At 63.2% G+C, this 22851-nt stretch carries 19 protein-coding genes and 1 tRNA gene; 9 read left to right on the top strand and 11 right to left on the bottom strand.

What is annotated here, in order from left to right; all coding sequences use genetic code 11:
* The first annotated feature begins 48 nt into the window (after nucleotides 1-48).
* Nucleotides 49-309: a hypothetical protein gene (locus QM694_RS15765; RefSeq protein WP_415007874.1), complete on the top strand. Its 261-nt coding sequence runs from the start codon at nucleotides 49-51 to the stop codon at nucleotides 307-309.
* Here QM694_RS15765 and QM694_RS15760 read toward each other — a convergent pair.
* From QM694_RS15760 to QM694_RS15745, 4 genes are all read right to left on the bottom strand, one after another.
* Complete coding sequence (locus QM694_RS15760; protein WP_415007873.1) at nucleotides 253-2976, bottom strand: caspase family protein; 2724 nt, start codon at nucleotides 2974-2976, stop codon at nucleotides 253-255. The genes QM694_RS15765 and QM694_RS15760 overlap by 57 nt on opposite strands.
* Nucleotides 2977-3071: 95 nt before the next feature.
* Nucleotides 3072-5630 (bottom strand): HWE histidine kinase domain-containing protein, encoded by a 2559-nt coding sequence (locus QM694_RS15755; protein WP_415007872.1) that lies wholly within the window; start codon nucleotides 5628-5630, stop codon nucleotides 3072-3074.
* 1 nt (nucleotide 5631) lies between these two features.
* Nucleotides 5632-6174, bottom strand: coding sequence for a biliverdin-producing heme oxygenase (locus QM694_RS15750; protein ID WP_415007871.1), 543 nt, complete (start codon nucleotides 6172-6174; stop codon nucleotides 5632-5634).
* A 71-nt stretch (nucleotides 6175-6245) separates the two neighbouring features.
* Nucleotides 6246-7109 (bottom strand): NAD-dependent epimerase/dehydratase family protein, encoded by an 864-nt coding sequence (locus tag QM694_RS15745; protein WP_415007870.1) that lies wholly within the window; start codon nucleotides 7107-7109, stop codon nucleotides 6246-6248.
* Between the two features lie 90 nt (nucleotides 7110-7199).
* Between QM694_RS15745 and QM694_RS15740 the strand changes: the two genes are divergently transcribed.
* The 4 genes from QM694_RS15740 (at nucleotide 7200) to QM694_RS15725 (ending at nucleotide 9485) form a co-directional block, all read left to right on the top strand.
* A complete protein-coding gene (locus QM694_RS15740; RefSeq protein ID WP_415007869.1) occupies nucleotides 7200-7496 on the top strand; it encodes an XRE family transcriptional regulator in 297 nt (98 codons plus the stop codon).
* A gap of 69 nt (nucleotides 7497-7565) precedes the next feature.
* Nucleotides 7566-8453 carry a cation diffusion facilitator family transporter gene (locus tag QM694_RS15735; RefSeq protein ID WP_415007868.1) on the top strand — a complete coding sequence of 296 codons (888 nt, stop codon included), beginning with the start codon at nucleotides 7566-7568 and terminating at the stop codon, nucleotides 8451-8453.
* Between the two features lie 26 nt (nucleotides 8454-8479).
* Nucleotides 8480-9049 (top strand): NAD(P)H oxidoreductase, encoded by a 570-nt coding sequence (locus QM694_RS15730; RefSeq protein ID WP_415007867.1) that lies wholly within the window; start codon nucleotides 8480-8482, stop codon nucleotides 9047-9049.
* 76 nt (nucleotides 9050-9125) lie between these two features.
* The gene (locus tag QM694_RS15725; protein WP_415007866.1) at nucleotides 9126-9485 is read left to right on the top strand and encodes a hypothetical protein; all 360 of its coding nucleotides are present in this window, start codon (nucleotides 9126-9128) and stop codon (nucleotides 9483-9485) included.
* Nucleotides 9486-9505: 20 nt separating this feature from the next.
* Here the strand turns inward: QM694_RS15725 and QM694_RS15720 are convergent, their stop codons facing one another.
* From QM694_RS15720 to QM694_RS15695, 6 genes are all read right to left on the bottom strand, one after another.
* Nucleotides 9506-11485: an ABC transporter permease gene (locus QM694_RS15720; RefSeq protein WP_415007865.1), complete on the bottom strand. Its 1980-nt coding sequence runs from the start codon at nucleotides 11483-11485 to the stop codon at nucleotides 9506-9508.
* Entirely contained in the window at nucleotides 11482-12561 is a 1080-nt protein-coding gene (locus QM694_RS15715) for a quaternary amine ABC transporter ATP-binding protein (RefSeq protein WP_415007864.1), read from the bottom strand. The genes QM694_RS15720 and QM694_RS15715 overlap by 4 nt, the downstream gene beginning before the upstream one ends.
* 4 nt (nucleotides 12562-12565) lie before the next feature.
* Nucleotides 12566-13534 carry an ABC transporter substrate-binding protein gene (locus tag QM694_RS15710; RefSeq protein ID WP_415007863.1) on the bottom strand — a complete coding sequence of 323 codons (969 nt, stop codon included), beginning with the start codon at nucleotides 13532-13534 and terminating at the stop codon, nucleotides 12566-12568.
* Between the two features lie 94 nt (nucleotides 13535-13628).
* Nucleotides 13629-13856, bottom strand: a complete 228-nt coding sequence (locus QM694_RS15705; protein WP_415007862.1) for a hypothetical protein — start codon at nucleotides 13854-13856, stop codon at nucleotides 13629-13631.
* Nucleotides 13857-13892: 36 nt separating this feature from the next.
* Nucleotides 13893-13969 (bottom strand) — tRNA-His (locus tag QM694_RS15700).
* Nucleotides 13970-14098: 129 nt separating this feature from the next.
* The gene (locus tag QM694_RS15695; RefSeq protein ID WP_415007861.1) at nucleotides 14099-14536 is read right to left on the bottom strand and encodes a phasin family protein; all 438 of its coding nucleotides are present in this window, start codon (nucleotides 14534-14536) and stop codon (nucleotides 14099-14101) included.
* Nucleotides 14537-14763: 227 nt separating this feature from the next.
* Between QM694_RS15695 and QM694_RS15690 the strand changes: the two genes are divergently transcribed.
* From QM694_RS15690 to QM694_RS15680, 3 genes are all read left to right on the top strand, one after another.
* A complete protein-coding gene (locus QM694_RS15690) occupies nucleotides 14764-17217 on the top strand; it encodes a PAS domain S-box protein (RefSeq protein ID WP_415007860.1) in 2454 nt (817 codons plus the stop codon).
* Between the two features lie 107 nt (nucleotides 17218-17324).
* Nucleotides 17325-18518: an MFS transporter gene (locus tag QM694_RS15685; protein WP_415007859.1), complete on the top strand. Its 1194-nt coding sequence runs from the start codon at nucleotides 17325-17327 to the stop codon at nucleotides 18516-18518.
* Between the two features lie 119 nt (nucleotides 18519-18637).
* Nucleotides 18638-19021, top strand: a complete 384-nt coding sequence (locus QM694_RS15680) for a VOC family protein (protein ID WP_415007858.1) — start codon at nucleotides 18638-18640, stop codon at nucleotides 19019-19021.
* Here QM694_RS15680 and QM694_RS15675 read toward each other — a convergent pair.
* A complete protein-coding gene (locus QM694_RS15675) occupies nucleotides 19011-20969 on the bottom strand; it encodes an acetoacetate--CoA ligase (RefSeq protein ID WP_415007857.1) in 1959 nt (652 codons plus the stop codon). The two genes, QM694_RS15680 and QM694_RS15675, sit on opposite strands and share 11 nt — an antisense overlap.
* Before the next feature lie 98 nt (nucleotides 20970-21067).
* Between QM694_RS15675 and QM694_RS15670 the strand changes: the two genes are divergently transcribed.
* Entirely contained in the window at nucleotides 21068-22843 is a 1776-nt protein-coding gene (locus QM694_RS15670; RefSeq protein ID WP_415007856.1) for an AsmA family protein, read from the top strand.
* Nucleotides 22844-22851 lie beyond the last annotated feature (8 nt).

The following is a 22851-nucleotide window of genomic DNA, read 5'->3' as shown; positions in this document are numbered from 1 at the left end:
CGGACGATGTAGTTCCCGTGAGGACGCAAGGTGTTGCGGGAGGAGGCCATGGGGAAACTGCCATTCCAGGTCGAGCGCAATTTCCAGCGCGGCAAGCCGGTCGCGCGGCAGGCGGTGGAGCGTGGCTATGCGAGCCAGCCCTCGCCCGCCGGCAAAGTGCGGCGGCTCGACCTGGTGTTGCTGGCGATGATGGTGATCACGACCAGCCTGACAGTGTGGACGAAGCCCCATCATCCCCGTACGCCGCTGCATTCACCGGCCGAGTTTTTTCAGACTTTCGTCGAAGGCCATCAATCCCCGCTCAAATGACGCGTCCATGTTGCGGTAGCCCAGCGCCTTGAAGGTGTTCCAGGCCGCGAGCACCGCCGCGCGGCCTTCGCGGATGCGCTTTGCATTCTTCGTCGCCTCGCCCAGATATTTGAGTGTCCAGCCCATATTGTTCTGCGTATTGGCCCAGCCGAGAGGATCTGCTTGGCGGGTGCGGATTTCGAGTGCGGCGCGATAGGCGGCCAGTGCATTGTTCAGGGCATCAATACCTTCAGGAATGCCCGCTCCCGCCTCGGCTTTTCCGAGCACCTGATAGGCATTGCCGAGATTGTTCTGCGTGCTGGCCCAATCGAGCGGAGCAGCTTCGCGCGTCCAGACTTCAAGCGCCGCGCTATAGGCTGTGACTGCCTCCGCCAGATGATTGCCGCCGGGATCATAAAGCGCAAAGCGGGTCTGCATGTTGCCAAGATTATTTTGCGTCGCGGCCCAGTCGAGCGGCACCCGCTCCCGCCTCCGTTCGAGCAGCGCGTTCCTGAGCGCTGTGATGGCATCGGGATAGGAGCGCGGATCGCCGGTCATCTCGGCCAGCTTGCCCAAGGCGATCCCCAGATTGTTCTGCGACAGCGCCCATTGCAGCGGCACCTTCTCGCGTGATTGCACCGAGAGCGCCAGCCGGCTGGCCTCCACCGCCTGCTGCATCATCTCCGCATTGTTTTCGCGCCCGGCGATCACGCGAAGGGCGTTGCCGCGATTGGTCTGGACGCGCGCCCAGGCCAGGGGATCAGCCTCGCGCGTGTAAACGCCAAGCGCCGCCACATCACCCGCCAAGGCTTGCGACAGTTCGTCGGTCCCGCCGCGCCGCTCGCCCAGCGTCTGCAGCACACTGGCGCGGTTGGCTTGCACCATCGCCCATTTCAGCGGATTGGCTTCGCGTGTGTGAACCTCAAGCGCCGCATCATAGGCTGAAACCGCGTTTTCCAGCGCGGCGGTTCCCTGTTGGCGGCCACCGAGAATTTGCAAGACGTCGCCAAGATTATTGTGCGTGGTGGCCCAGAGCGAGGGATCACGGGCGCGGGTATTGTCATCAAGTGCCGCTTGATAGGCTTCGATGGCGCGTTCGAGGTTTTCGGTTCCCGCTTCGCGCTGGCCGATCACTTCATAGGCGATGCCGAGATTGTTCTGAAGTTCCGCCCATTTCGACGGGTCGCTTTCGCGCGGCACCAGTTCCAGCGCCGTCTGATATGCCGCCACTGCGCCATCCAGCGCCGCGCGGTTGCCGCCATATTCGCCATATTGGCTCAGCGCATCGCCTTCGAGACGCTTGTAATGGCGGGCGAGCTTCGCATCCCATTTCTCCACCTGCGCAAAAGCTTCGGCATAGCTCGTGGCAGCCTGCGGGAACTGGAAGTTCAACTCATAGGCCTGCCCCAGCTTCTCCTTCGTTTCGGCGCTGGCGATGCGGCGGTCCTTCAGATTTTGTTCCGCCGTGTCGAGTGCGGCGTCGGCGGCCTTCTGCCGCGCGTCGGCCTCTTCCATGTATCTGACATTGGCAAGCACCGCACCATCGGCCAGCGCCTTGTCGGCAAGAGCGGTGAGCCGCGCCACTTCGGCATCCTGCCCTGTCAAGGCTTGCGCTGCCGCGAGGCGCTTCTGAATGGTTGCGGCCTGCAGCTTCAGGACCTCGGCCAGTTGCGCTGGGTCCTTCGGCGCTTCGGCCCCCAGCGCATGCAAGAGGCCATAGAGCGCATCCATCGGCACGCCGTCCATCTTCGCCGCCTGTTCCACCTGCTTTCGCGTGCCGTCATCAAGGCTGGCGATGGTGAGCAGCACCTGACGGCGTTCCGAGAGGATCGCGCCATCATCGCCCCAAGGCGCTGATTGAGGTGCTCCGAAATAGAGCAGCCTTGTGAGCGTTTCGTTCATCCATGGACGTTGCTGGCCTTCCGTCTTGAGATAGACCTCTTCCGTCACCATGCGCATCACGGTGCCGAATTCCGCCCCCGTGCTGGCGCCCAAATGGCGGAGAAGGGCCGCCGCATAGGGGCTGTTGCCATCGGGTGGGCCATCCAGCGCGGTATGGCCGGGTTCCGCCGCGAAGGCGATGACGGTGCCCAAGCCTTCCGCCGCCGGCGCGTTTCCGGCATCGGTGACGCCTTTGCCCAATCCCATGCCACCGGCGAGGCCGGGCAGTACAGCACCTCCCTTGCGCAACTGCGTTTGCGGCGGGAAGGGATCGGACCGGCAGGCATCGAGAAACAGAAGCGTCAGCGGAACGGTGGATTTGAGCTGGTCCATCACGTCGGAGAGCGGCACCAGCGCCTCCTGCGCATCCAGAATGCCGCCACGCGAGGTATCCACGGGCACCAGCCAGTTTTCACCGCCCGCCTCGATGCCGTGGCCGGAATAATAGATGACCGCCATATCGGCGCCTGCTGCATCATCGGCGAAATTGGCGAGATCGCGCTTCAGGCGCTTGACATCGCGGTCGGTGACGCTGGTAACGGCAAAACCCAGATCGCCGAACAGCCTCGCCATGGCGGCAGCGTCATTAGCGGGGTTCGCGAGAACGGGAAGCTCGCGGTATTTCGATTCACCGATGACGAGGGCGACGCCCTTCAGAGGCTTGGGAGCATCAGCAAAACCCGGCGCGGCAAGCAGCAGGACGGCAAGAAGTGCCGCCACGAAGCGCCGGAATGCCAAAGCCCGCATTGATCCGTCTCCAGCCCCGCTCACATGTGCTGCTCCCTGCGGAGGGCGGAGTTATGTCAGCAAATTGGTGGCGGCGCGGCAAGGGCGGGGCGCGCTCAGTGCCCCGGTGATCCGGCAGCGAAGGCGCGGCGCAATTCCTGCACCAGCGAATCGGCGCTGTAGGGTTTGCGGACGATAGGGACTACGGGGAAGGACGCCGCGATGTTGCCGCCATCGCCATAGCCTGTGGCGAAGACGAAGGGGATATTCAGCTTCTGCAAACGCTCCGCCACGCCAAGCGATGTTCCGTCGCCCAGATTGACATCGAGTATGGCGAGCGAGGGCGGCGCGCGGTCGATCAGTTTCATCGCCTCGGCCGCCGAATTGACGGTGCTTACATTGGCGAAGCCGCGGTCGGCCAGCATGCCCTCAACATCCATGGCGATCAGCATCTGGTCCTCGAGCAGCAACAGCCTGATGTCGAGCGGCACGTCCTGGGGCGTATTCCTACTGGTCTTTTCCTGCATGGAAGCAGCCTGATCCGAGTCTCCCTGCTTGCGCCGCACATGACGGGCGGGAATACGGAAGCTGGCGTTCAAGCCCTCCGGCAAATACTGCACCGTGCTTTCACCGCCCAGATCATAGGGAATGCTGCGGTCGAGCAATGCCGTGCCAAAGCCTTCGCGCGAGGGCGGCGACACTGGCGGGCCGCCACGCTCCACCCAACTGATGAGGCAGTCGCCGTTCTCCGATATATGTGATGTAACGGCCAGCTTGCCGCTTGCGGTTGAAAGCGAGCCATATTTGGCCGCATTGGTGGCCAGTTCATGCAGCACCAGCGCCAGAACCGAATAGGCGCGGCTGTCGATCCACACTTTTTCGACGTCGACCAGAATCTCATTCTGCTTCGTGCGGTAGGGCGAGAGTTCGGCTTTCACCAGTTGCGACAACGCACCCCCGCCTTCGCCGCGCACCACCTGGTCATGCGCGAAACTCAATGCCTGAATGCGGCCCCGGAGAGATGACACATAATCCTCGATGGTTCGCCCCGCCTGCACGGGCTGGCCGACCAGCGACTTGATCACCGACAGGATGTTCTTGACGCGGTGATTGAGTTCCTCATTGAGCATTCGTTGGCGCACATCCGCCTTGCTGCGTTCCTGCTCGAGAAGTTCATTGTGGCGCAGCGCCACCTCGACCAGCGAAGTGCGCGCGACACCGGCAATCTCGCGGTCGCTTTCCGTCCAGGGCTGCGCCTGGCGCTCCACCGTTTCCTTCCAGATGGCGAAACTTTTGCGCGGCGTCAGGCGGTCGCCCAGGGGGCCGGCGGTATAGGATTTGTCGGGATTGCCCGCCCAGTTCAGCGTCTGCACCAGCTCCTTGCGGAAGAAGAAAAGATAATCCCGCGGCGTCTGCGAGAGGGGGATGGCGAGCACGCCCGAGACATCCTGATAATAGGCTTCCGCCGCCGGATAATGATTGACGAGGGAATGGGTGGCCCAGATGCGGTTTTGCGCCACGGTGCCGATGAACTGCGCCAGCGCCGGCCCGTCGGCGGAGGAAGGCGCGGAACCGGCGCTCTTCCAGCGGCCGCCGAAATACAGCGCATAGCCGTCATTGGGAATGAGGTGGCCAATCTGGTCAAGGTTCTCGATCAGCACATCCTCGACGTTCTGGCTGCTTGCCAGTTTCAGCACGCGGTCGAGATAGCTCCGCGCTTCGGTTGCCACGTGAAGCTTCTCGCGCTGCTTCAGGGCATTGAGGTGCAGCGAGAAGAAATCGCCGAACATTTCCGCCGCGGCGCGCAGCGCCATCGGAAGGATGCGGGGCGAATAATGGTGGCAGGCGATCAGACCCCACAGCTCGCCATCGACGATGATCGAAATCGACATCGAGGCGCCAACGCCCATGTTGCGCAGATACTCAAGGTGGATGGGCGAGACGCTGCGCAGGTGCGCAAAGGTCAGATCCAGTGCCTCGCCGCTCAGATCGAACTGCGGAACCAGCGGGATGGGTTCATAGCTGGATGACGAGATGACGCGGATGGCATTCTTGAGATAGAGCGCCCGCGCCTGCTGGGGAATGTCGCTGGCGGGAAAATACTGGCCGAGAAAACTCTCAAGATCCCCGCGCTTCATTTCGGCGATGACCTTGCCCGCGCCATCGCGTTCAAACTGATAGATCATCACGCGGTCGTAGCCCAAAACGCCGCGCACCAGACGCGCGGCCGCCTGGATGAGGCGATCCGAATTGTCGATGCGGCGCAGGCGGTCGATCATCGCCTGCGCCACCTGCAGGGGCTGGTTGGCCGGGTTGCCTGCAGGTTCAAACTCGACAATGACGGAGGACTGATGCCGGTGAACGGCGATATCGAAATGGTTACCGCCGGAAAGCGCGCGGTTGAACAGCAGGGCTGGCCGGGACATCTCGCCCGCCGCGCCCAAGGCATTGCGAAGCGCATGCGTGGTCTCGCCGCCGAGCAACTCATCTGCACGGGCGCCGTTGATCGCGCCAGCCAAGGCCAGCATCTGCGGGGCATTGGCGGAATGGCGGAGGGCCTGGGTGAAGCTCACGTCGAAGGCGATCAACGCCCCATGCGGCTGAATGCTGCCGGGAATGTGAATGGGTTCACGGTCGCAATTGGTGAGATCGGTTTTGCCGATGGTGGCGTCCATCTCAGGCGGCTCCGAAGGCCGTCTGGGCCAACGCAAAGGTGTGCGAGGATGCCTCCAGCGCGGCGGCCAGGTCAAACGGCTCTGCCTGTTCTAGATGCTCCAGGAATCCGCGCCAGTTTTCGACATTGTTGCCGAGCACCGCCAGATGCCGCGCGCCATAGGTTTCCGACAGTCCCAACGCCTGCGCGCGCTGGTACAAGACCTGCGCACCCAGCGCTGAGCCTTCAAGCACATAGAGCGTTCCGAACAGCCCGAGGCCTTCAACCTGAGCGGCGTTTGCGATCTCCGCTTCTATTGCAAGCCCAAGATCGGCGAGATCAGCCAACAGCGCCGTTTCGATGAGGCGTGGACGCCATGCGCCCAGACCAGCGGGCCATGGCGCCGCCGTGATCCGCCTTTCAATTGGGATGCGAAAGGCAGCCGCCGATTTGAGATAGGCTTGGTACTCTTCAAGGGTGCGAAACGCGCCAATGCCGGCGTCCAATGCCGCATGGGCGTGAGCGGTATGCGCTCTCATTGCCCAGCGGCGGCTGTCTTTCTGCATCCCTGCCAATCCCGGCTTTTTTCAATCAGACCTTGCAAAACGCGCCAATTTTGAAAAAGTTCCCATGATGTTCAAGGCTTCCAGTCATACTCCGGCCTATAGCCCAGCACCCGCTTCGCCTTCTCGATGGAGATCAGCGATTCATTGGGCAAAAGCTTGTGCTTGCGCGGCGTGCCGGGGAATACCTCGTCCAGCAGCGCGTCATTGCCGCGCGTCATCACCGAATTGCTGTTGGCGATGCCAAAGACATGCGCGCCCGTGACCTTCGATTCAAGCGCCAGGCGGATCGCCTGGGCGGCGTCGCGCGCGTCGATATAGGTCCACAGGTTGAAATGGCGCGTTTTCGCATCCGCCTGATAGGATGGAAAATTGGCATAGTCCTTTTCTTCCTGCACATTGGAAAAGCGGAGTCCGATGATCTTGGCGGCCTTGTCCCAGCGGGCGAACTGCTCGGCCATCTTCTCGCCCATCAGCTTGCTCAGCGAATAGGACCATTGCGGTTCGGTGATTTCCTCATCGACGGGCACATAGGCCGGGCCTTCCTGATAGGGCACGCCGTAAAGCGTTTCGCTTGACGCCCATACGACATTGCGGATGCCAAGCCGCCGCGCCGCCTCGAAGACATTATAGGTGGAGATGGTGTTGACCTCGAAAATCTCATGATCCGGCGCTTCGCCCGGCGAGGCGATGGCGCCCAGATGCACGATGCCGGTCACCGGCTTTTCCACCCGCCCATTGATGCCGGAGAAGGCCGCCATCACCTGGCCGAAATCGGTGATGTCGGCGCGGGTGAAGTTCACATCCGTGGGCTTCGGCGGATTGGACAGGCCCGCAGGCCGCGCCTGATCGATCGAGGCAATGTCGTATCCCCGTTCCATCAGATGTTTGACTGCCGCCCGCCCCACCTTGCCGCTGCCGCCCGTGACGATAATCATGCTTCACTCCAATCCGGTCATGATCCGGACATCCAGATACGCGATCAACGCGGCCTGGCGAAGGGGGCCTTTCATGCTATGCTCAATTCCATGATCACCGCCGCACAATGCAGGGCCGCGCGCGCCCTGGTTGATCTCACCCAGCAGGCGCTGGCAGACGCATCGGGTGTCGGCCTTGCCACGCTCAAGACATTTGAAGGCGGCGGGGCCGCGACTGCCGCAACGGTTGAGACGCTCAAGACCGCGCTTGCAACGGCAGGCGCGGTGTTCATTCCGGAAGACAGCGTCGGCGGGGCTGGCGTGCGCCTGAAGTTCACCCGCTCGGTTGTCCGCCAGATCGACCGCCTTGAAAACGAAGGCGGCGCCGTGGGCGGCGACGACATCTGATAATCCGCTAAAATATGTGCGCCGCAGCATGGCCCGTGCTAGAAGGCCGTTTCACAACTGATCGTGCCAATGACCACCACTCTCAAGCTTGCCGCCGGAAGCCTTCTCGTGGGCCTGATCGTGCTGGGCCTCAAGGCCCTGGCATGGCGGCTCACAGGCTCCGTGGCGCTGCTGTCGGATGCGCTGGAAAGCACGGTGAATGTGGTCACTGCCGTTGTCGCGCTGATCGCCATCCGGGTGGCGGCGCAGCCTGCCGACGACAACCACCCCTACGGACACCACAAGGCGGAATTCTTCAGCGCCGTGCTGGAAGGCGTGATGATCATCGTGGCGGCGCTGCTCATTCTCAATGAGGCATGGCAGTCCTACCTCGCGCCGCGTGTGCTTGCCGCCTCATACAATGGCCTGCTGATCAACGGCGCCGCCAGCGTCATCAATGCCGTCTGGTGCTGGGTACTGATCAGCCGCGGGCGGCAGCAGCGCTCGCCCGCCCTGGTGGCGGATGGCTATCATTTGCGCTCCGATGTCATTTCCTCGGTAGGGGTGGTGATCGGCGTGGCGCTGGCCATGCTCACCGGCTGGGCTATTCTCGACCCCGCACTGGCCGCCCTTGTCGCCCTCAATATCCTGTGGTCGGGCTGGAAAGTCATGACCTCCTCGCTCAGCGGCCTGATGGACGAGGCTGTGCCGGAAGATGTGCTGAAAACCATTCGCGACACGATTTCGCAGGAGGCGGTGGGGGCGCGCGAGGCGCATGATCTCCGCACCCGCCATGCGGGCCGCGTGACCTTTATCGATTTCCACCTCGTCGTCGACGGGCAGACCACGGTGACGGAGGCCCATGACATCTGCGACCGCATCGAGCGGGCGCTCAAGGCAAATGTCGCGGATTGCCAGATCACCATCCATGTCGAGCCGGAAAACAAGGCCAAGCATACGGGCGTGCTGGTGGTTTGAGCTTCAAGGTCAGAAGGATTTTGCAAATGAATGTTCTGGTTGTCTTCGACCATCCCCGGCGGCAATCCTTCTGCGGGGCGATGCTGGACAACCTTGTAGAGGGGCTCGAAAGCGCCGGGCACAAGGCGGAGATTGCCGATCTGCGCGCCGAGGCTTTCGATCCCCGCCTGCCCGAGGCGGATGAGCCGGACTGGGCCGACGACCGCAAAATCTACAGCCCCGAGGTTTTGAAGGAACAGGCGCGGATCGCCCGCAACGACGCACTGGCCTTCGTGTTTCCCGTCTGGTGGTGGTCGTTTCCAGCCACCACGAAGGGCTGGATCGACCGGGTGTGGAACAATGGCTGGGCCTATGGCAGCGCCAGGCTGCCGCAATCGCGGGCCCTCCTCATCGGCGCCGCCTCAGCCAGCGCCGAAGCCTACAGGAAGCGCGGCTACGATGACGCCATGCGGGTGCAGCTCGTCACCGGCATCATGGATTATTGCGGTATCGCCAAAGCCGGTCTCGAACTCTTCCATGACGTGACCGACAACGCCGAGGCCGGGCATCAGGCGCTCAAGCGGGCGCGGCAGCTTGGGCTTACTTACTTTTCCTGATGACATAAGTTCATTTCTGTCCTTTCGACTCAGGCGATTCGTGTTATCGTTTTCGCCTCACGTCAGGGAGAGAAGAATGGCTAAGAAAGCAGCGAAGAAGAGCGCGGCCAAAAAGAAAACACCGGCGGCAAAGAAAAAATCGGCTGCCAGGGCGGGCGCCAAGCGCGCGGTGAAAGCCACCGCCCGCAAAGCCACGGCAAAGAAGAAACCCATGAAGGCAAAGGCAGCGCCGAAGCGGGTGCCCGCCAAGAAGCCCGCCGCCCGCAAAACGCCGTCCCGTTCGATGCGCAAGGCGAAGGCCAAAATCAGCCATCCCGGCATGATGGGCGATGGCACCGAGGAGCAAAACCTCAATGAGACGGGCGATCCTTCCGCCCGCATCACCCGGAGCGAGGTTGAAGCCGCCTTCAAGCCGGGCGAACCGGAGAATAAATAGAGGCAGGCAGGCCGTTTCACTCAGGCGGCGGCGCCTTGCCTGGCGCGCATGCGGGTGACCCATGCGGTGATCAGCCGGTCGGCGATGATGCCGATGAACGCGATCACCAGCCCCGCTACGAGGCCCCGGCCGGAATCCGCCTTGGAAAGCGCCTTGAATACCTCCTGCCCGAGATCGCGCGTCCCGATCATGGCGCAGATGATGATCATGCTGAGGGCGAGCAGGATGGTCTGGTTGATGCCAAGCATGATTTCCGGCAGCGCCAGCGGCAGCTGGACATGGTGGAACAACTGCCAGCGCGTGCAGCCCGATACCCGTCCCGCCTCGATCAATTGCACCGGCACCTCGCGGATGCCGTGATTGGTGTAGCGGATGGCAGGGACGATGGCGAAGGCAACTGTGGCGATCATCGCCGTCACATCGCCCACGCGGAACAGCATCACCACCGGAATGATGAAGCAGAACGACGGTATGGTCTGCAGCGTGTCGATGACCGGCTTCACGGCAGCCGCAACCCTATCCGAGCGCGAAGCCCACAGGCCGATGGGAATGCCGAGCAGGCAGGCGATCAGCGCCGAAGCGCCGCACAGATAAAGCGTCTGCATGGCCGGCACCCAGAGCCCGGTGGCGGCCGCGAAGAATGTCAGCACACCTACCGTCGCGGCCAGCCCAATGCCGCCCAGCCGCCAGCCCAGCGCGGCGATGATCAGCAGCACGCCAAGCCACGGCAAACCTTCAAACAGCGCCCGCAGCGGGTTGAGAAAATAGAGCAGAACGAAAACCCGCCCCGCCTCGATGGCGTCGAAGAAATTGACGGTGATCCAATCAACCGCGGCTTTCCAGTAGGGAGCCGTTGTCAGCGTCGCCGCCTTCGGCAACTGGTCGAGGGCGGGCACGGCCAGCCCGGCGAGCGTCGTCACGGCGAGGATTGCCAGCGCCAGCAGCAGATTGGCGTGGCGCGCGGCAAAACCTCCCCGGACAGGCGGCTCCGGCCGCTTGCGGGCAATGGCCTGGCTCAGGCGGTCCAGCACGATGGCAATGACCACGATGGCAAGCCCCGCTTCCATCGCCTGCCCGACTTTGAGAGCCCGGAGCGCCAGCAGCACATCATACCCCAGGCCGCCCGCGCCGATCATCGAGGCCACAATCACCATGTTGAGGGCCAGCATGATCACCTGGTTGATGCCGATCATCAGCGACGGCTTGGCGGAGGGAATCTGCACCCGCCACAGCTTCTGCGCCCTGGTGCACCCCGTCATGTCGGCGAAGTCGATGATTTCCTGCGGCACCTTGTTCAGCCCCAGGATGGTCGCGCGCACCATGGGCGGCGTGGCGAACAGGCTGGTGGCCAGCAGTGCCGACACGGGGCTTGATCCGAACAGCAGCAGCATCGGGATCAGATAGGCAAAGGTCGGCATCGTCTGCATGAGGTCGAGCGCGGGAGAAATGAAGAAGCGGTTCACCGCCGGCTGCCGATAGCCCCAGATGCCCACCAGCAATCCCGCCGCCACGCACATCGGCACGCAGATGATGATGAGCGCCAGGGTGAGCATGGCGCTTTCCCAAAGATTGAACAGGGCAAGCGCAAGGAAACCGAGCCCGCACAGCAGGGCGAGCCTCATGCCGCCATAAACCCATCCGGCCAGCGCCATGGCGCAGACGACGCCGGCCCAGGACAGCTTCGGCAGCAGCCAGGCTTCAGGCCCGGTTCCGATCTTGAATCCCTTCGCCAGAAGCCCGAAAGCGAAATTCAGCGGCACGGCCACGATGGCGGTGATCGACCGCGTGGCCCAGGTGAAATTCACCTTGATCCACGTCATCGCCGCGCCCAGCCAGTCCTTGAACGGGATGATGGCCCAGTCGGGATAGGCCGAAAGACCGGGCAACGCGCCGCGCGCCAGATAGAGGATGACCGCCGCCGCAACCGCCAGCGCGACCAGCCAGCGCAGGACTGGCGGCTCCGCGCGGAATGAAGGCCGGGCGAGCGCCAGCTCGCTCATGCAGCCTCTCCCGCCGCACTTCGCCCGGAAAGCAGGTCGATCACCGCCTGGGGAGCGATCTCGCCGATGATGCCGCCGTTCCTGTCGACGACCGCGAAGGGCTTGGGCGATACGACGATGTCGGCGGCAAAGCTCGTCACCTTGGCGGAGGCGTCGATCTGGCGATAGGTTTTGGCGGCAGGCGATTGCGGCGCCATGAGAGCCCGCGCCGAAAGCACCTTGGCGCGGTTCACATCGCGCGTGAACTCGGCCACGTAACCGGTGGCGGGATTCATCACCAGTTCCTCGGGGCTGCCGATCTGGATGATCTCGCCGTCCTTCATGATGGCAATGCGGTCGGCCAGCCGGATCGCCTCGTCGAAATCATGGGTGATGAATACGATGGTCTTCCGCAGCACGCTTTGCAGCCGCAGCAGTTCGGCCTGCATTTCGCGGCGGATCAGCGGATCGAGCGCCGAGAAGGGCTCGTCGAGAAACCAGATTTCGGGTTCGACCGCCAGCGAGCGGGCGATGCCGACGCGCTGCTGCTGGCCACCCGAAAGCTCCGACGGAAAACGCCGCTCGCGGCCCTTGAGCCCGACGAGATCGATCATCGCCTGGGCGCGCGTTTCGCGGCCGGCTTTTGCCACCCCCTGGATCAGCAGCGGAAAGGCGACATTCTCGATCACCGTCAGATGCGGCAGCAGCGCGAAGTGCTGAAATACCATGCCCATCTTGTGGCGGCGGATGTCGATCAGTTCTGCTTCGGTCGCCTTGAGCAAGTCCTTGCCGTCGAAAGCAAGTTCCCCGGCAGTGGGTTCGATCAGCCGCGACAGGCAGCGCACCAAGGTCGACTTGCCGGACCCCGAAAGCCCCATGACGATGAAGATCTCGCCTTGCCGAACCTCGATGCTGGCGCGCCGCACGGCGCCGACCAGATGCGCCTGTTCAAGGTCGGCGGCTGCGGCATCGCCGCCGCGCGCCGCCATGAACGCTTCCGCGCCCGGCCCGAACACCTTCCACAGATTGCGGCAGGAAAGCTTGACCGGGCGCGAATCCTCCGCGCCCGGCCCGTTTTTCAGCGTTTTGGCGCTCACTAGATTACTGCGCCCACGCTTTCCACTTGGCTTCGTTGGCGTCGATCCATGCCTTCGCCACGTCATCGATCGATTTGCCGTCGAGATCGACTTCACCCGACATCTTGTTCAGTTCGTCGGTGTCGATCTGATAGGCCTTGGCGACCTTGTAGGCGACCGGCCACTTGTCCTTCATGCCGCCCCAGGAGAATTTCCATATCTCGCCATGCGGCTTGCCGCAGTCATAGGCCTTGTCCGGGTTCACGCCCCATTTCGGATCGGTGTAGCATTCGGGCGTATATTCCGGAAACTGCACCCACTCGCCCTTGTATTTGGCCGGGGCCCAATGGGGCGAGTAGATCCACAGCATGATCGGCGCCTGGCGCTGATAGGCGGAATCAAGCTCGGCGAACATGGCAGCGTCGGTGCCCGCATGGATCACCGTAAAGGGCAGGTCCAGCGCCACCACGCGCTCGTCGTCAAATCCTTCCCATGTCACCGGGCCGCCGAGATAGCGGCCCTTGGGGGCCGTTTCGGGCGTGGAGAAGGCTTCGGCGCATTTGGGATCCTTGAGCGCTTCCCAGTTCGGCAGGCCCGGGCACTTGGCCTTCATATATTCGGGAAACCACCATTCCTCCTTGGCTTTGGGGCCAAGCATGCCCAGACGCTCCGTCTGCCCCGTGGCCTCCGATGCCTTCATGGCTTCGCCGGCGGTCGTGTCCCAATATTCGACGCCCACCGTGAGATCGCCGTTGGTGAGGCCGGTGGTGAGTGACGACAGATAGTCAGCGGTGGGATATTCGACGGTGTATCCCATGCGCTCCAGAATGCCGCCCAGGATCTTCGCGTTGATGTTGACGCTGGTCCAGTCGAACAGCGCGATCTTGATGGGATCGCTCGACTCGACGGCTTGCGCGGGCAGCGGCGATAAGACCGAAGCCGCGAGCATCGCAGCCCCGAAGGCGGCGGACCGCCAAAAACCATTCCTGATCATCTCTGTTTCCTCTCCTCATGATTTTACTTTGTCACGAGCGGGATCTTTGCCGTCCCGCCTTGGAAAGGAATGTCCGATGAAAAAGCGCGCCCTGTCAATGCGCTGCAATGCACAAATGTGGGAAATTCGCTGACTTGCCCGAGAGAGGCGCGGCATTCTGACCGAATCCGGCCCAAAGCGGCGGCAAACCCAAATCTTCCACCATGAAACTGTTGCACAACCGAATGCAATGCAGAGCTGATTTCTGAAAATCCGTCACCGGATCCGGCGCATTGCGCGGGATTGCAATGCCCTGCCGCCCCGAAGATGAGGCATCGGCCACGGCAAAACAACCCCGACTCTTTTGGCGATTGAAGGATGGTACAGCTGCCCCGGCTCGAACGGGGGACCCCTAGATCCACAATCTAGTGCTCTAACCAACTGAGCTACAGCTGCATCCAATGCGGGCTTCCTAATGGGAAGCGGGCAGGAATTCAAGACAACAAAAAGGCCCGTACCATGTACGGGCCTTCAGCCGGCGGAACGGTCAGGGAGGAGAAGACCGCGCGCCGTAAATTTCGACTCTCAGGCCGCCATCGACTTGGTGAGGTCGCCGAAGGTCTTGGAGAAACCGTCCTGCATGGGCTTCACGGTTTCCTTGGCGAGCAGCACGGAAAGCTCGTTGAGTTCGGCCGCCTGGCGCTGGAAGGCCTCGGCCTGCGCCTTGGCGAAATCCTGGTTGACGGCGAAGAATTCGGTGGGCTCCTTCACCGCGAAAAGCTTGCGGGCGAAGGCAAAGGCCGAGTTCACGTTGATCTGGGTGATTTCCATGGCCTTGAGCTGGATGTCGGCGAGACGGGCCTTGTAGGCGCTCGCAGCGGCATCAAACACCTGGGCATTGCCATGCACCATGTCATTGGCCTTCTCGAAGGCCGCCTGGGCCTGGTCGACGGACTTCTGGGCAAATGCTGTCACTTCAGCCGGAATTTCTGTGTTCATGTCTGTTTTCACCTTCTTTGCCATTGTTGGTCTCCTCGCGGCAGGCCTGGTTGCCCTGCATCTTGTTTAGGCAATATACGTTGGGTCATTGTGCATTGCAACATAAATCTTGCAATGCAGCACCCCTTATGCTGTTTCAAAGGGTTAACGAAAGGTGGACGCGAAAGCTCAAATCCGTCTAATTTGGCACAGAGGTGCCCGGCGGCGTTCTTGCATCGCCCTGCACGGGACTTGTGAGGGTGGGGTATCCGGTGGCCGAGGTGTTGACGCCAACACTGGAAGATTTGCGTGACATTCCAGAGGCCGCGTGGCTGTGGGACAGCGCGCGGGCGCGGATCGTCTGGGCCAACCGGGCGGGCATCGCCTATTTCGGCGGCCAGTCCCTTTTTGACCTGATCGACCGGCCCTTCGATTTTCTGGAACCGGGCGTCGAGCGGATTGCCGAATTGGGACGGAAGCTCCGGCGCGGCCAGGTGGAAAACTGCCTGCTGCATTTTCCCTCGTCGGGGGCAACGGCCCCTCTCGCCTGCAAATGCATGGTTCACGCGCTGCCGGATGGCAGGCCGGGCGTGCTTGCCGCCGCCATACGCAGCGCCGCGGATGCGGACAAGGTCGAGACAGCCGAAATCGCCTCCGCCTTCGATCTCCTGCCCTCGGCGGCCATCCTGATCGGGCGGGACGGCGCATTCCGTCATCTCAATGCGGCGGCGCTTTTGCTGCTGGGCGGCACGCAGCGCGCCAGCCTTTCAGGTTTTTTGGGTGCGGACGCCTCGGACCAGCTTCTGAGCCGCCTGGCACAGGCAGGAACCGTAAGTGAAATCCAGACGCTGGGCGTCAGGCTGGGCCAGCGCGATCTCAGGCTCACCGCGCGCCGTTTCCAGGTTTCGGGCGATGACGGCGCCTATGGCCTACTGCTCCTCGATGACGTGACCGAGCGCCGCGCGCTGGAGCGGCAGATGACCGGAACTGCGTCAGACGATGTGCCCTCCAGCGAGCCCGTAACCCCGACACCTGACAGCGAAGCCGAGGCTTTCAAGAAGCTAGGCGAGGTGTTGAAGCAGGAAACGGCGGATGTTCCGCCGCCCCGGCCGGCAGCCAAGCCGCCCGCCGCGCCGCGCCGCCCGCTGCCGCATATTCCCGATCCGGTGCGGATACCTCTCGATCGCATGGCCGATGCGGTGCTGATCGCCAAGGACGGCAAGCTGCTCTATGCCAATCCCGCCGCCTGCGCGCTCTTGGGGCATGACAGCGCCGAGGATGCGATCAACGACATCGCGCTGCTTGGCCGCTTCGGCCCGCTCGGCCAATCGCTGCCGGTCACCGATGTGGATCTCGATGGCGGGCGCAGCATCACCGTATCGGTGCAGATGGGCATCATCCCGTGGCTCGGCGGCCCGGCACGACAATTCATTCTCAGGAAATCCGACCAGCGTTCGCTGCAACTGGTGCCGCCTTCACCGCAGCCCGAACCGCCACCGCCGAAAGCTGAGGCCGTTGCGCCTGAAACTATAGAACCGCCACCGCCCCTTCCGACAGCCGATGTCATCCCCATGCCTGTACGGGTGCCAGCGTCTGCGCCTGTCGCGGAAGCCGATGACGAGCTGCGCGCCATTCTCGACACGGCGACAGACGGCATCATCACGCTCGACTCTCACGCGCTGATCCACAGTTTCAGCGCCGGGGCGGAAGCGATCTTCGGCTATCGCATCGCCGAGGTGGCGGGAAAGCCCTTCACCGATCTCATCGCCGCCGACAGCCGCAAGACGGTGCGCGATTATCTGGCCGCCCTTCAGGGGCCGGGGCTTGCCAGCGTGTTCAATGACGGGCGCGAGGTTTCAGCCGAGGTCAAGCAGGGCGGCACGGTGCCGCTGTTCCTCACCGTGGGCAAGATCGCCACGCCCAAATCGCCGGCCGCCTTCTGCGCCGTGGTGCGCGACATCACGCAATGGAAGAAAACCGAATCGGAACTGCGCGAAGCCAAGGAGCGCGCCGAGGAGACGAGCCGCCAGAAATCGGAATTCCTTGCCCGCATCAGCCATGAACTCCGGACGCCGCTCAACGCCATCATGGGCTTTTCGGAGGTCATGCGGCTTGAGCGCTTCGGCGAAATCGAGAACGAGAAATACCGCGGCTATGTGAATGACATTCATTCCAGCGGCAGCCATCTCCTGTCGCTCATCAACGACCTGCTGGATTTGTCGAAGGTTGAGGCGGGCAAGCTCGAACTGAATTTCACATCGGTGAGCCTTTCGGATGTCGCCGACCACGCGATGAAGATGCTGCAGGAGGCGGCGACGGCGGCGCGCGTCGTGCTGCGCAAGGCGATGCCGGCCGATCTTCCCAATGTGGTGGCCGATCTCCGCTCGATGCGGCAGATCATGCTGAACCTTCTCTCCAATGCGTTGAAGTTCACCGATCCCGGCGGACAGGTGATCGTCTCGGCGCAGGTCACAGCGGGCGGCGAGTTGAAACTGCGCGTCAAAGACACCGGCATCGGCATGAATGCCGAACAGTTGCAGGATGCGCTGGAGCCGTTCCGCCGCGTGACCACGGATGGCCGTGATGCGCCGGGCTCCGGGCTTGGGCTTCCTCTCACGAAAGCATTGGCGGAAGCCAACCGCACGCAATTCGCGATCTCCAGCGAACCGCGCAAGGGCACGCTGGTCGAAATCACCTTCCCCACCACCCGCGTCCTGGCGTCCTGAATCCGCCACGCCTTGCGCAGGGCAAATGGCCCTCATCACGTTTACGCATTTGCGAAATTACATGCTGCACCGCACTATGGTGGTTTGATTTCAGCCTGGATTCCCGCATGCCGTTTGATAGCCGTTCCGCAACGCCTCTGGCGCAAGCCCGCATCGCCGAACTGGCGCTGGCCATTGGCAGCTTCGCCATCGGCACGGGCGAGTTCGCGGCCATGGGGTTTCTGCCCAGCGTGGCCACGGGGCTTGGCGTCACGGTTCCGCAGGCCGGGCATATCATCAGCGCCTATGCGCTGGGGGTAGTCATCGGCGCGCCTGTCTTCGCAGTGCTGGGGGCGAGGCTCTCGCGCCACCGCCTGCTGCTTCTGCTGATGATGATTTTCGGACTGGGCAATCTGGTCAGCGCGCTCGCGCCCTCTTTCGCCAGTCTCACCGTTCTCCGCTTTGCCACCGGCCTGCCGCATGGCGCCTATTTCGGCGTGGCGGCCCTGGTTGCCGCCGGCATGGCGGGACCGGATGCCAGGGCCCGCGCGGTGGGCCGGGTGATGCTGGGCCTCACCATTGCCACGCTGCTCGGCACGCCCGCCGCCACCTGGGCGGGACAGGTTCTGGGATGGCGCGTGGCCTTCGCCTTCGTCGGCGCGCTCGGCCTTCTCACCGTGGCGCTGGTGTGGTTTTTCGTACCACGCGATGTGCCGGACCGGCTCGCCAGCCCGCTCCGGGAACTCACCGCGCTCCGTGAGCCGCAGGTGTGGCTGACGCTGGCCATTGGCGCCGTCGGGTTCGGCGGCATGTTCGCGGTGTTCAGCTACATCACGCCGACCCTCGTGAATGTCTCAAACGTTCCGCTTGCCATGGTGCCCTTGGTGATCGCCATTTTCGGCGCCGGCATGATTGCCGGAAATCTGGTCGGCCCGCGCTTTGCCGATGCGGCGCTTCTGCCGACCATCGGCGGCATGATCCTGTGGAACGTCGCCATCATGGTTCTGTTCGCCAGCTTCGCGCAGGTTACATGGGCGGCGGTGCTGCTGGTGTTCTGCGTCGGCACCGGCTTCGCTGTCATGCCGGCGCTGCAGACGCGCCTCATGGATGTGGGCCGCGATGCGCAGACGCTCGCCGCGGCGCTCAACCATTCGGCACTCAACATCGCCAACGCGGTGGGCGCGTGGCTGGGAGGTGCTGCGATTGCCGCTGGCCATGGCTGGGCCTCCACCGGCTGGGTGGGCGCGATCCTGGGCATTATGGGCCTCTGCGTGTTCGGCCTGTCGCTGATCACGCCCGAGCCCAAGCCCAGATTTGCCTGAGCGCCCGCCGCGCGCTATCCTTTCAGCGTGGGCACCGTCCCGCCAGATCACAACAGGAGCCAGCAGCGCGCGGAGCACCGTCTCCCAGCGTGTGATGCTCCCAACGCAAAGGTCTCGCGATGACAGACGCTTCCCATCCCGCCATCGGCTTCGGGCGCATTGCCTGCATGTTACCCGTCAAGGACATCAACACGGCGTATGACTTCTACGCCGGCGTTCTTGGCTTCACCAAGACATTCCAGAACGGCAATCCCGTCGGCTTCATGATCCTGAAGAACGGTGGCGCGGAACTGCATCTCACCCTGCAGCCCAAACACAAGGCGGCGGATTTCAATATCGCGCACATGATGGTTGACAATGTCGATGCCCTTCACGCGCTCTGCCAGCGCCATGGGCTCCGCATCATCAAGAGCCTGCAGAACAAGGACTATGGCCTCCGCGCCTTCGTGTTTGAAGATCCGGACGGCAACCGCATCGACGTGGGCCAGCCGATCAGGCCCTGAGTTCGGGCAAATCCTTGTAGAGGTCGAGAGCCTCGGGGTTGGCGAGGGCTTCCTTGTTCTTCACCACCCGTCCATGCACCACGTCGCGCACCGCGAGCTCGGTGATCTTGCCGGACTTGGTGCGCGGAATATCGGCGATGGCGACGATCTTCGCCGGCACATGGCGGGGCGAAGCGCCATCGCGGATCTTCTTCTTGATGCGCGCCGCCAGCGCATCGTCCAACACGGCGCCGGGTTTCAGCTTCACGAACAGCACCACGCGCACGTCATTGTCCCAGTCCTGGCCGATGGCCAGCGCCTCGATGACTTCCGGCACCTGCTCCACCTGGGCATAGATTTCTGCCGTGCCGATGCGCACGCCGCCGGGGTTGAGCGTGGCGTCGGAGCGGCCATGGATGATCATCCCGCCATGCGGGGTGATCTCGGCGAAATCGCCATGGCACCAGATGTTCTCGAAGCGGGCGAAATAGGCGTTGTGATATTTCGATCCGTCGGGATCGTTCCAGAACATCACGGGCATGGACGGGAAAGGCCGTGTACAGACGAGTTCACCCTTCTCGCCGCGCACCGGCTTTCCGCTGTCGTCAAACACGTCCATGGCCATGCCCATCATTGGCCCCTGGATTTCACCGCGCCACACCGGCGAGAGCGGATTGCCGCCCACGAAGCAGCCGCAAATGTCGGTGCCGCCGGAGATCGAGGCCAAATGCAGGTCGGGCTTGATGGATTTGTAAACATAATCGAAACTCTCCGCCGCCAGTGGCGAGCCCGTTGAAAGCATGGCGCGCAGGGAAGAGAGATCATGCGAGGTGCGCGGCGTCGCGCCGCTCTTCTTCACCGCATCGATATATTTGGCCGAGGTGCCGAAGATCGTCATCTTCTCCTGCTCGGCATAATCGAAGAGCGCGTGCTCCGAGGGATGGAAAGGCGAGCCGTCGAACAGCAGCAGCGTCGCGCCCGTCGCCAGCCCCGAGACCAGCCAGTTCCACATCATCCAGCCGCAGGTCGAGAAATAGAACAGCCGGTCGGAGGCGCGCGTGTCGGTGTTCAGCACATGCTCGGAAAGATGCTTCAGGAGAATGCCGCCCGCCCGGTGCACGATGCATTTCGGGATACCCGTCGTGCCCGATGAATAGAGAATATAGAGCGGGTGATCGAAGGGAAGCTGGGCAAAGCGCGGCGGCGCATCGCCCTGGCCTGAGAGAAACGCCGCATAGCTTGCGGCATGGGGCAAAGCTTTCGCCGTGCCGTCCGCATCGCCGATATAATCAATCACCACGGTATGCTGCACGGACGGCAGATGCGCCAGAACCGCAGCGATCTTTTCACGCAGCGCAATGGTCTTGCCGGCATAATAATAGCCGTCACAGGTGATCATCACCTTGGGCTCGATCTGGCCGAAGCGGTCGAGGATGCCGCGCTCGCCGAAATCGGGCGAGCACGACGACCAGATGGCGCCGATCGCCGAGACGGCCAGGAAGCTCACGATGGTTTCCGGCATGTTGGGAACGACGGCGCACACCCGGTCGCCCGCCACGACGCCGGCCTCCTCGAGCGCGCGCTGCATCCGCCCCACATCGCGGTTCAAGTCCGCCCAGGAGAGGCTGCGCTTCACCTTGTCCTCGCCACGGAAGATCAGCGCCGGAGTCGCATCATTCTTCACCAGCAGGTTTTCGGCGTAGTTCAGACTGGCCTCGGGAAAGAAGCGCCCGCCCGGCATCTTGTCGCCATCAATGAGCACGCGGGTGCCGCGCGCCGCCGCCTTCACGCCGCAGAAGTCCCAAAGCTCCGACCAGAAATTCTCCGGCTGCTCCACCGAGAAGGCGTGAATGGCCGCATAGCCTTCCATTGCCAGCCCGAAGCGGGCATTGATCGCCTGCGTGAAGCGGTGAAGATTCGAGGCGGCCTGGCGCTCGGCGCTGGGGGTCCACAGGGGCTTGGCGGTCATTCGGGTCGTCTCCGGTCGGGTGGGAGACGCCCCATAGCCCACGTCACGAAAGGGCCGCAAGTGCCGCAGAGAAGCAGGCAAATTGCCCGGGAGAGAGAATGCGCAAGGGTTTGATATGGGCGGGCGGAAGCCTGCTGGTTCTGGCGATGCTGGCCGCTGTGGTGTGGTTCGGCCTGCAGCCGGGCTGGGCCATTGCCATGCTACAGGAACGGACCCAGCAAGTCCTGGGCCGCGCCATGTTAGTCAAGGGCGGCGCGCATCTCGAACTCTCACCCACGCTCGCCATCCGTTTCGACGACGTGGCGCTGCCGGCCCCTTCGGGCTTTGATGATGCGCTGCTCACCGCATCGTCGATCCGCGTTCCCGTGACATTCTCCAGCCTGCTGTCGCACCGGCTTGAGGCAACACCGCTTAGCCTCGACGGGGCCGACATCAACATGGTGATCAACGAAATGGGCCAGGTGAACTGGCCCTCCACGCTGCCGCGCGATGGCGCCACGCTGAGCCTGCTGTTCAACGACGCCAGCATCAGCTTCCGCGACGGCCGCAGCGGCCAGACCCTCTCCGCAACGCGCGCCAATCTCGCCATTGATACCACCGCCGCCGGTGAAATGACGCTGAACGGCACGGCGGTCATCAACGAGCAGTTGGCGAAGCTTCAGGGCTATGTGAAAGACCCGTCGCGCGTCATCACCGATGGCTCTCCCGCCGAATTCACGCTGGACTCGCCGCCCCTGACGCTCGCCTTCAACGGGCGGCTGTCGACGGTGGGCGGCGTAGGCCTCGCCGGCACACTCACCGCATCAGGCCCCAACCTCCGCAATGCGCTGGCGTGGACGGGGGCGCCGTTGCAAGGCAGCCTTGGACTCAAGAGCTTTTCCGCCAGCGGCGCCCTTGATGCAACGGGCCGCGCGCTGGGGCTTCACCGCGCCACCGTGGCGCTTGATGATCTCACTCTCACCGGTGACCTGACGCTCGACTATCGCGCCGATGTGCCGAAGCTTCAGGCCATCCTCACCGCCGAGCAAATCGATCTCGACCGCTACATTCCCGCAGCCGGCGCAACAGCGGACAACTGGGGCCGCACGCCTTTCAATTTCTCCGTCCTGCGCGGCCTCGACGGTGCGGTGACGCTTGATGCCAAGGCGCTGACCTACGGCGGCGCGGCGCTGGGGCCAACCCGCATCGACGCGCAACTGGCGGGCGGCACACTACAGGCGACGATCGCATCGTCCACGGCGCTCACCACCAAAGTGACGCTCGATGGGTCCGGCGACGGCAATGTGCTGTCGCTCGGCATTGTGGGAACGTCAGCGCCCGTCACCGCCGAACTGGCGCCGCTGCTCGGGCGGACCATCATCACCGGAACGGGGGACTACGCACTGTCCCTCACAACCAGCGGGGCCACGCAGGAGGAGATGATGTCCAGCCTCAAGGGCACGGGGCGCATGTCGCTTCGTGATGGCGCGCTGGTCGGGCTCGACGTGGTGAAATCCCTCACGGCGGTGAGCCGCGAGGTGCAGGATGGCTGGCCCGCCGTTGGCCAAACATCTTTTTCCTCTCTCACCGCCGAGGCCGATTTTGCCGATGGCATCGCGACGCTGAAGAACGCGAAAATGGAAAGCCCTGCCCTCGTCATGTCCGCCACCGGCACGATCGACATGCTGCGCCGCGCGGTTGACCTTCGCGCCGATCCGCGCCTGGTGACTAATAACAATGGTGAATTGGCGGGGCTGCCGGTGGCGGTTGTCGTCAAAGGCGATTGGGCCGCCCCGCGCATCTATCCCGACATGGCGGACATTCTCACCAATCCCAAGACCGCCTATGAGCAGCTGAAGGCTGCGGGCCTTCCGCCCGCGCTCACCGGCAATTGATGAAAGCC

It is taken from the genome of Aestuariivirga sp. (genome assembly GCF_047602625.1).
Lineage (GTDB): Bacteria > Pseudomonadota > Alphaproteobacteria > Rhizobiales > Aestuariivirgaceae > Aestuariivirga.
Note: the sequence above shows the minus strand (reverse complement) of the source record. Positions and strands in the feature narration are given on the sequence as shown.

Excerpts from the sequence above, each read along its gene's own strand:
- QM694_RS15765 (WP_415007874.1), top strand. The coding sequence starts at position 49 with ATGGGGAAACTGCCATTCCAGGTCGAGCGCAATTTCCAGCGCGGCAAG.
- QM694_RS15760 (WP_415007873.1), bottom strand. The coding sequence starts at position 2,976 with ATGCGGGCTTTGGCATTCCGGCGCTTCGTGGCGGCACTTCTTGCCGTC.
- QM694_RS15755 (WP_415007872.1), bottom strand. The coding sequence starts at position 5,630 with ATGGACGCCACCATCGGCAAAACCGATCTCACCAATTGCGACCGTGAA.
- QM694_RS15750 (WP_415007871.1), bottom strand. The coding sequence starts at position 6,174 with ATGCAGAAAGACAGCCGCCGCTGGGCAATGAGAGCGCATACCGCTCAC.
- QM694_RS15745 (WP_415007870.1), bottom strand. The coding sequence starts at position 7,109 with ATGATTATCGTCACGGGCGGCAGCGGCAAGGTGGGGCGGGCGGCAGTC.
- QM694_RS15740 (WP_415007869.1), top strand. The coding sequence starts at position 7,200 with ATGATCACCGCCGCACAATGCAGGGCCGCGCGCGCCCTGGTTGATCTC.
- QM694_RS15735 (WP_415007868.1), top strand. The coding sequence starts at position 7,566 with ATGACCACCACTCTCAAGCTTGCCGCCGGAAGCCTTCTCGTGGGCCTG.
- QM694_RS15730 (WP_415007867.1), top strand. The coding sequence starts at position 8,480 with ATGAATGTTCTGGTTGTCTTCGACCATCCCCGGCGGCAATCCTTCTGC.
- QM694_RS15725 (WP_415007866.1), top strand. The coding sequence starts at position 9,126 with ATGGCTAAGAAAGCAGCGAAGAAGAGCGCGGCCAAAAAGAAAACACCG.
- QM694_RS15720 (WP_415007865.1), bottom strand. The coding sequence starts at position 11,485 with ATGAGCGAGCTGGCGCTCGCCCGGCCTTCATTCCGCGCGGAGCCGCCA.
- QM694_RS15710 (WP_415007863.1), bottom strand. The coding sequence starts at position 13,534 with ATGATCAGGAATGGTTTTTGGCGGTCCGCCGCCTTCGGGGCTGCGATG.
- QM694_RS15695 (WP_415007861.1), bottom strand. The coding sequence starts at position 14,536 with ATGGCAAAGAAGGTGAAAACAGACATGAACACAGAAATTCCGGCTGAA.
- QM694_RS15685 (WP_415007859.1), top strand. The coding sequence starts at position 17,325 with ATGCCGTTTGATAGCCGTTCCGCAACGCCTCTGGCGCAAGCCCGCATC.
- QM694_RS15680 (WP_415007858.1), top strand. The coding sequence starts at position 18,638 with ATGACAGACGCTTCCCATCCCGCCATCGGCTTCGGGCGCATTGCCTGC.
- QM694_RS15675 (WP_415007857.1), bottom strand. The coding sequence starts at position 20,969 with ATGACCGCCAAGCCCCTGTGGACCCCCAGCGCCGAGCGCCAGGCCGCC.
- QM694_RS15670 (WP_415007856.1), top strand. The coding sequence starts at position 21,068 with ATGCGCAAGGGTTTGATATGGGCGGGCGGAAGCCTGCTGGTTCTGGCG.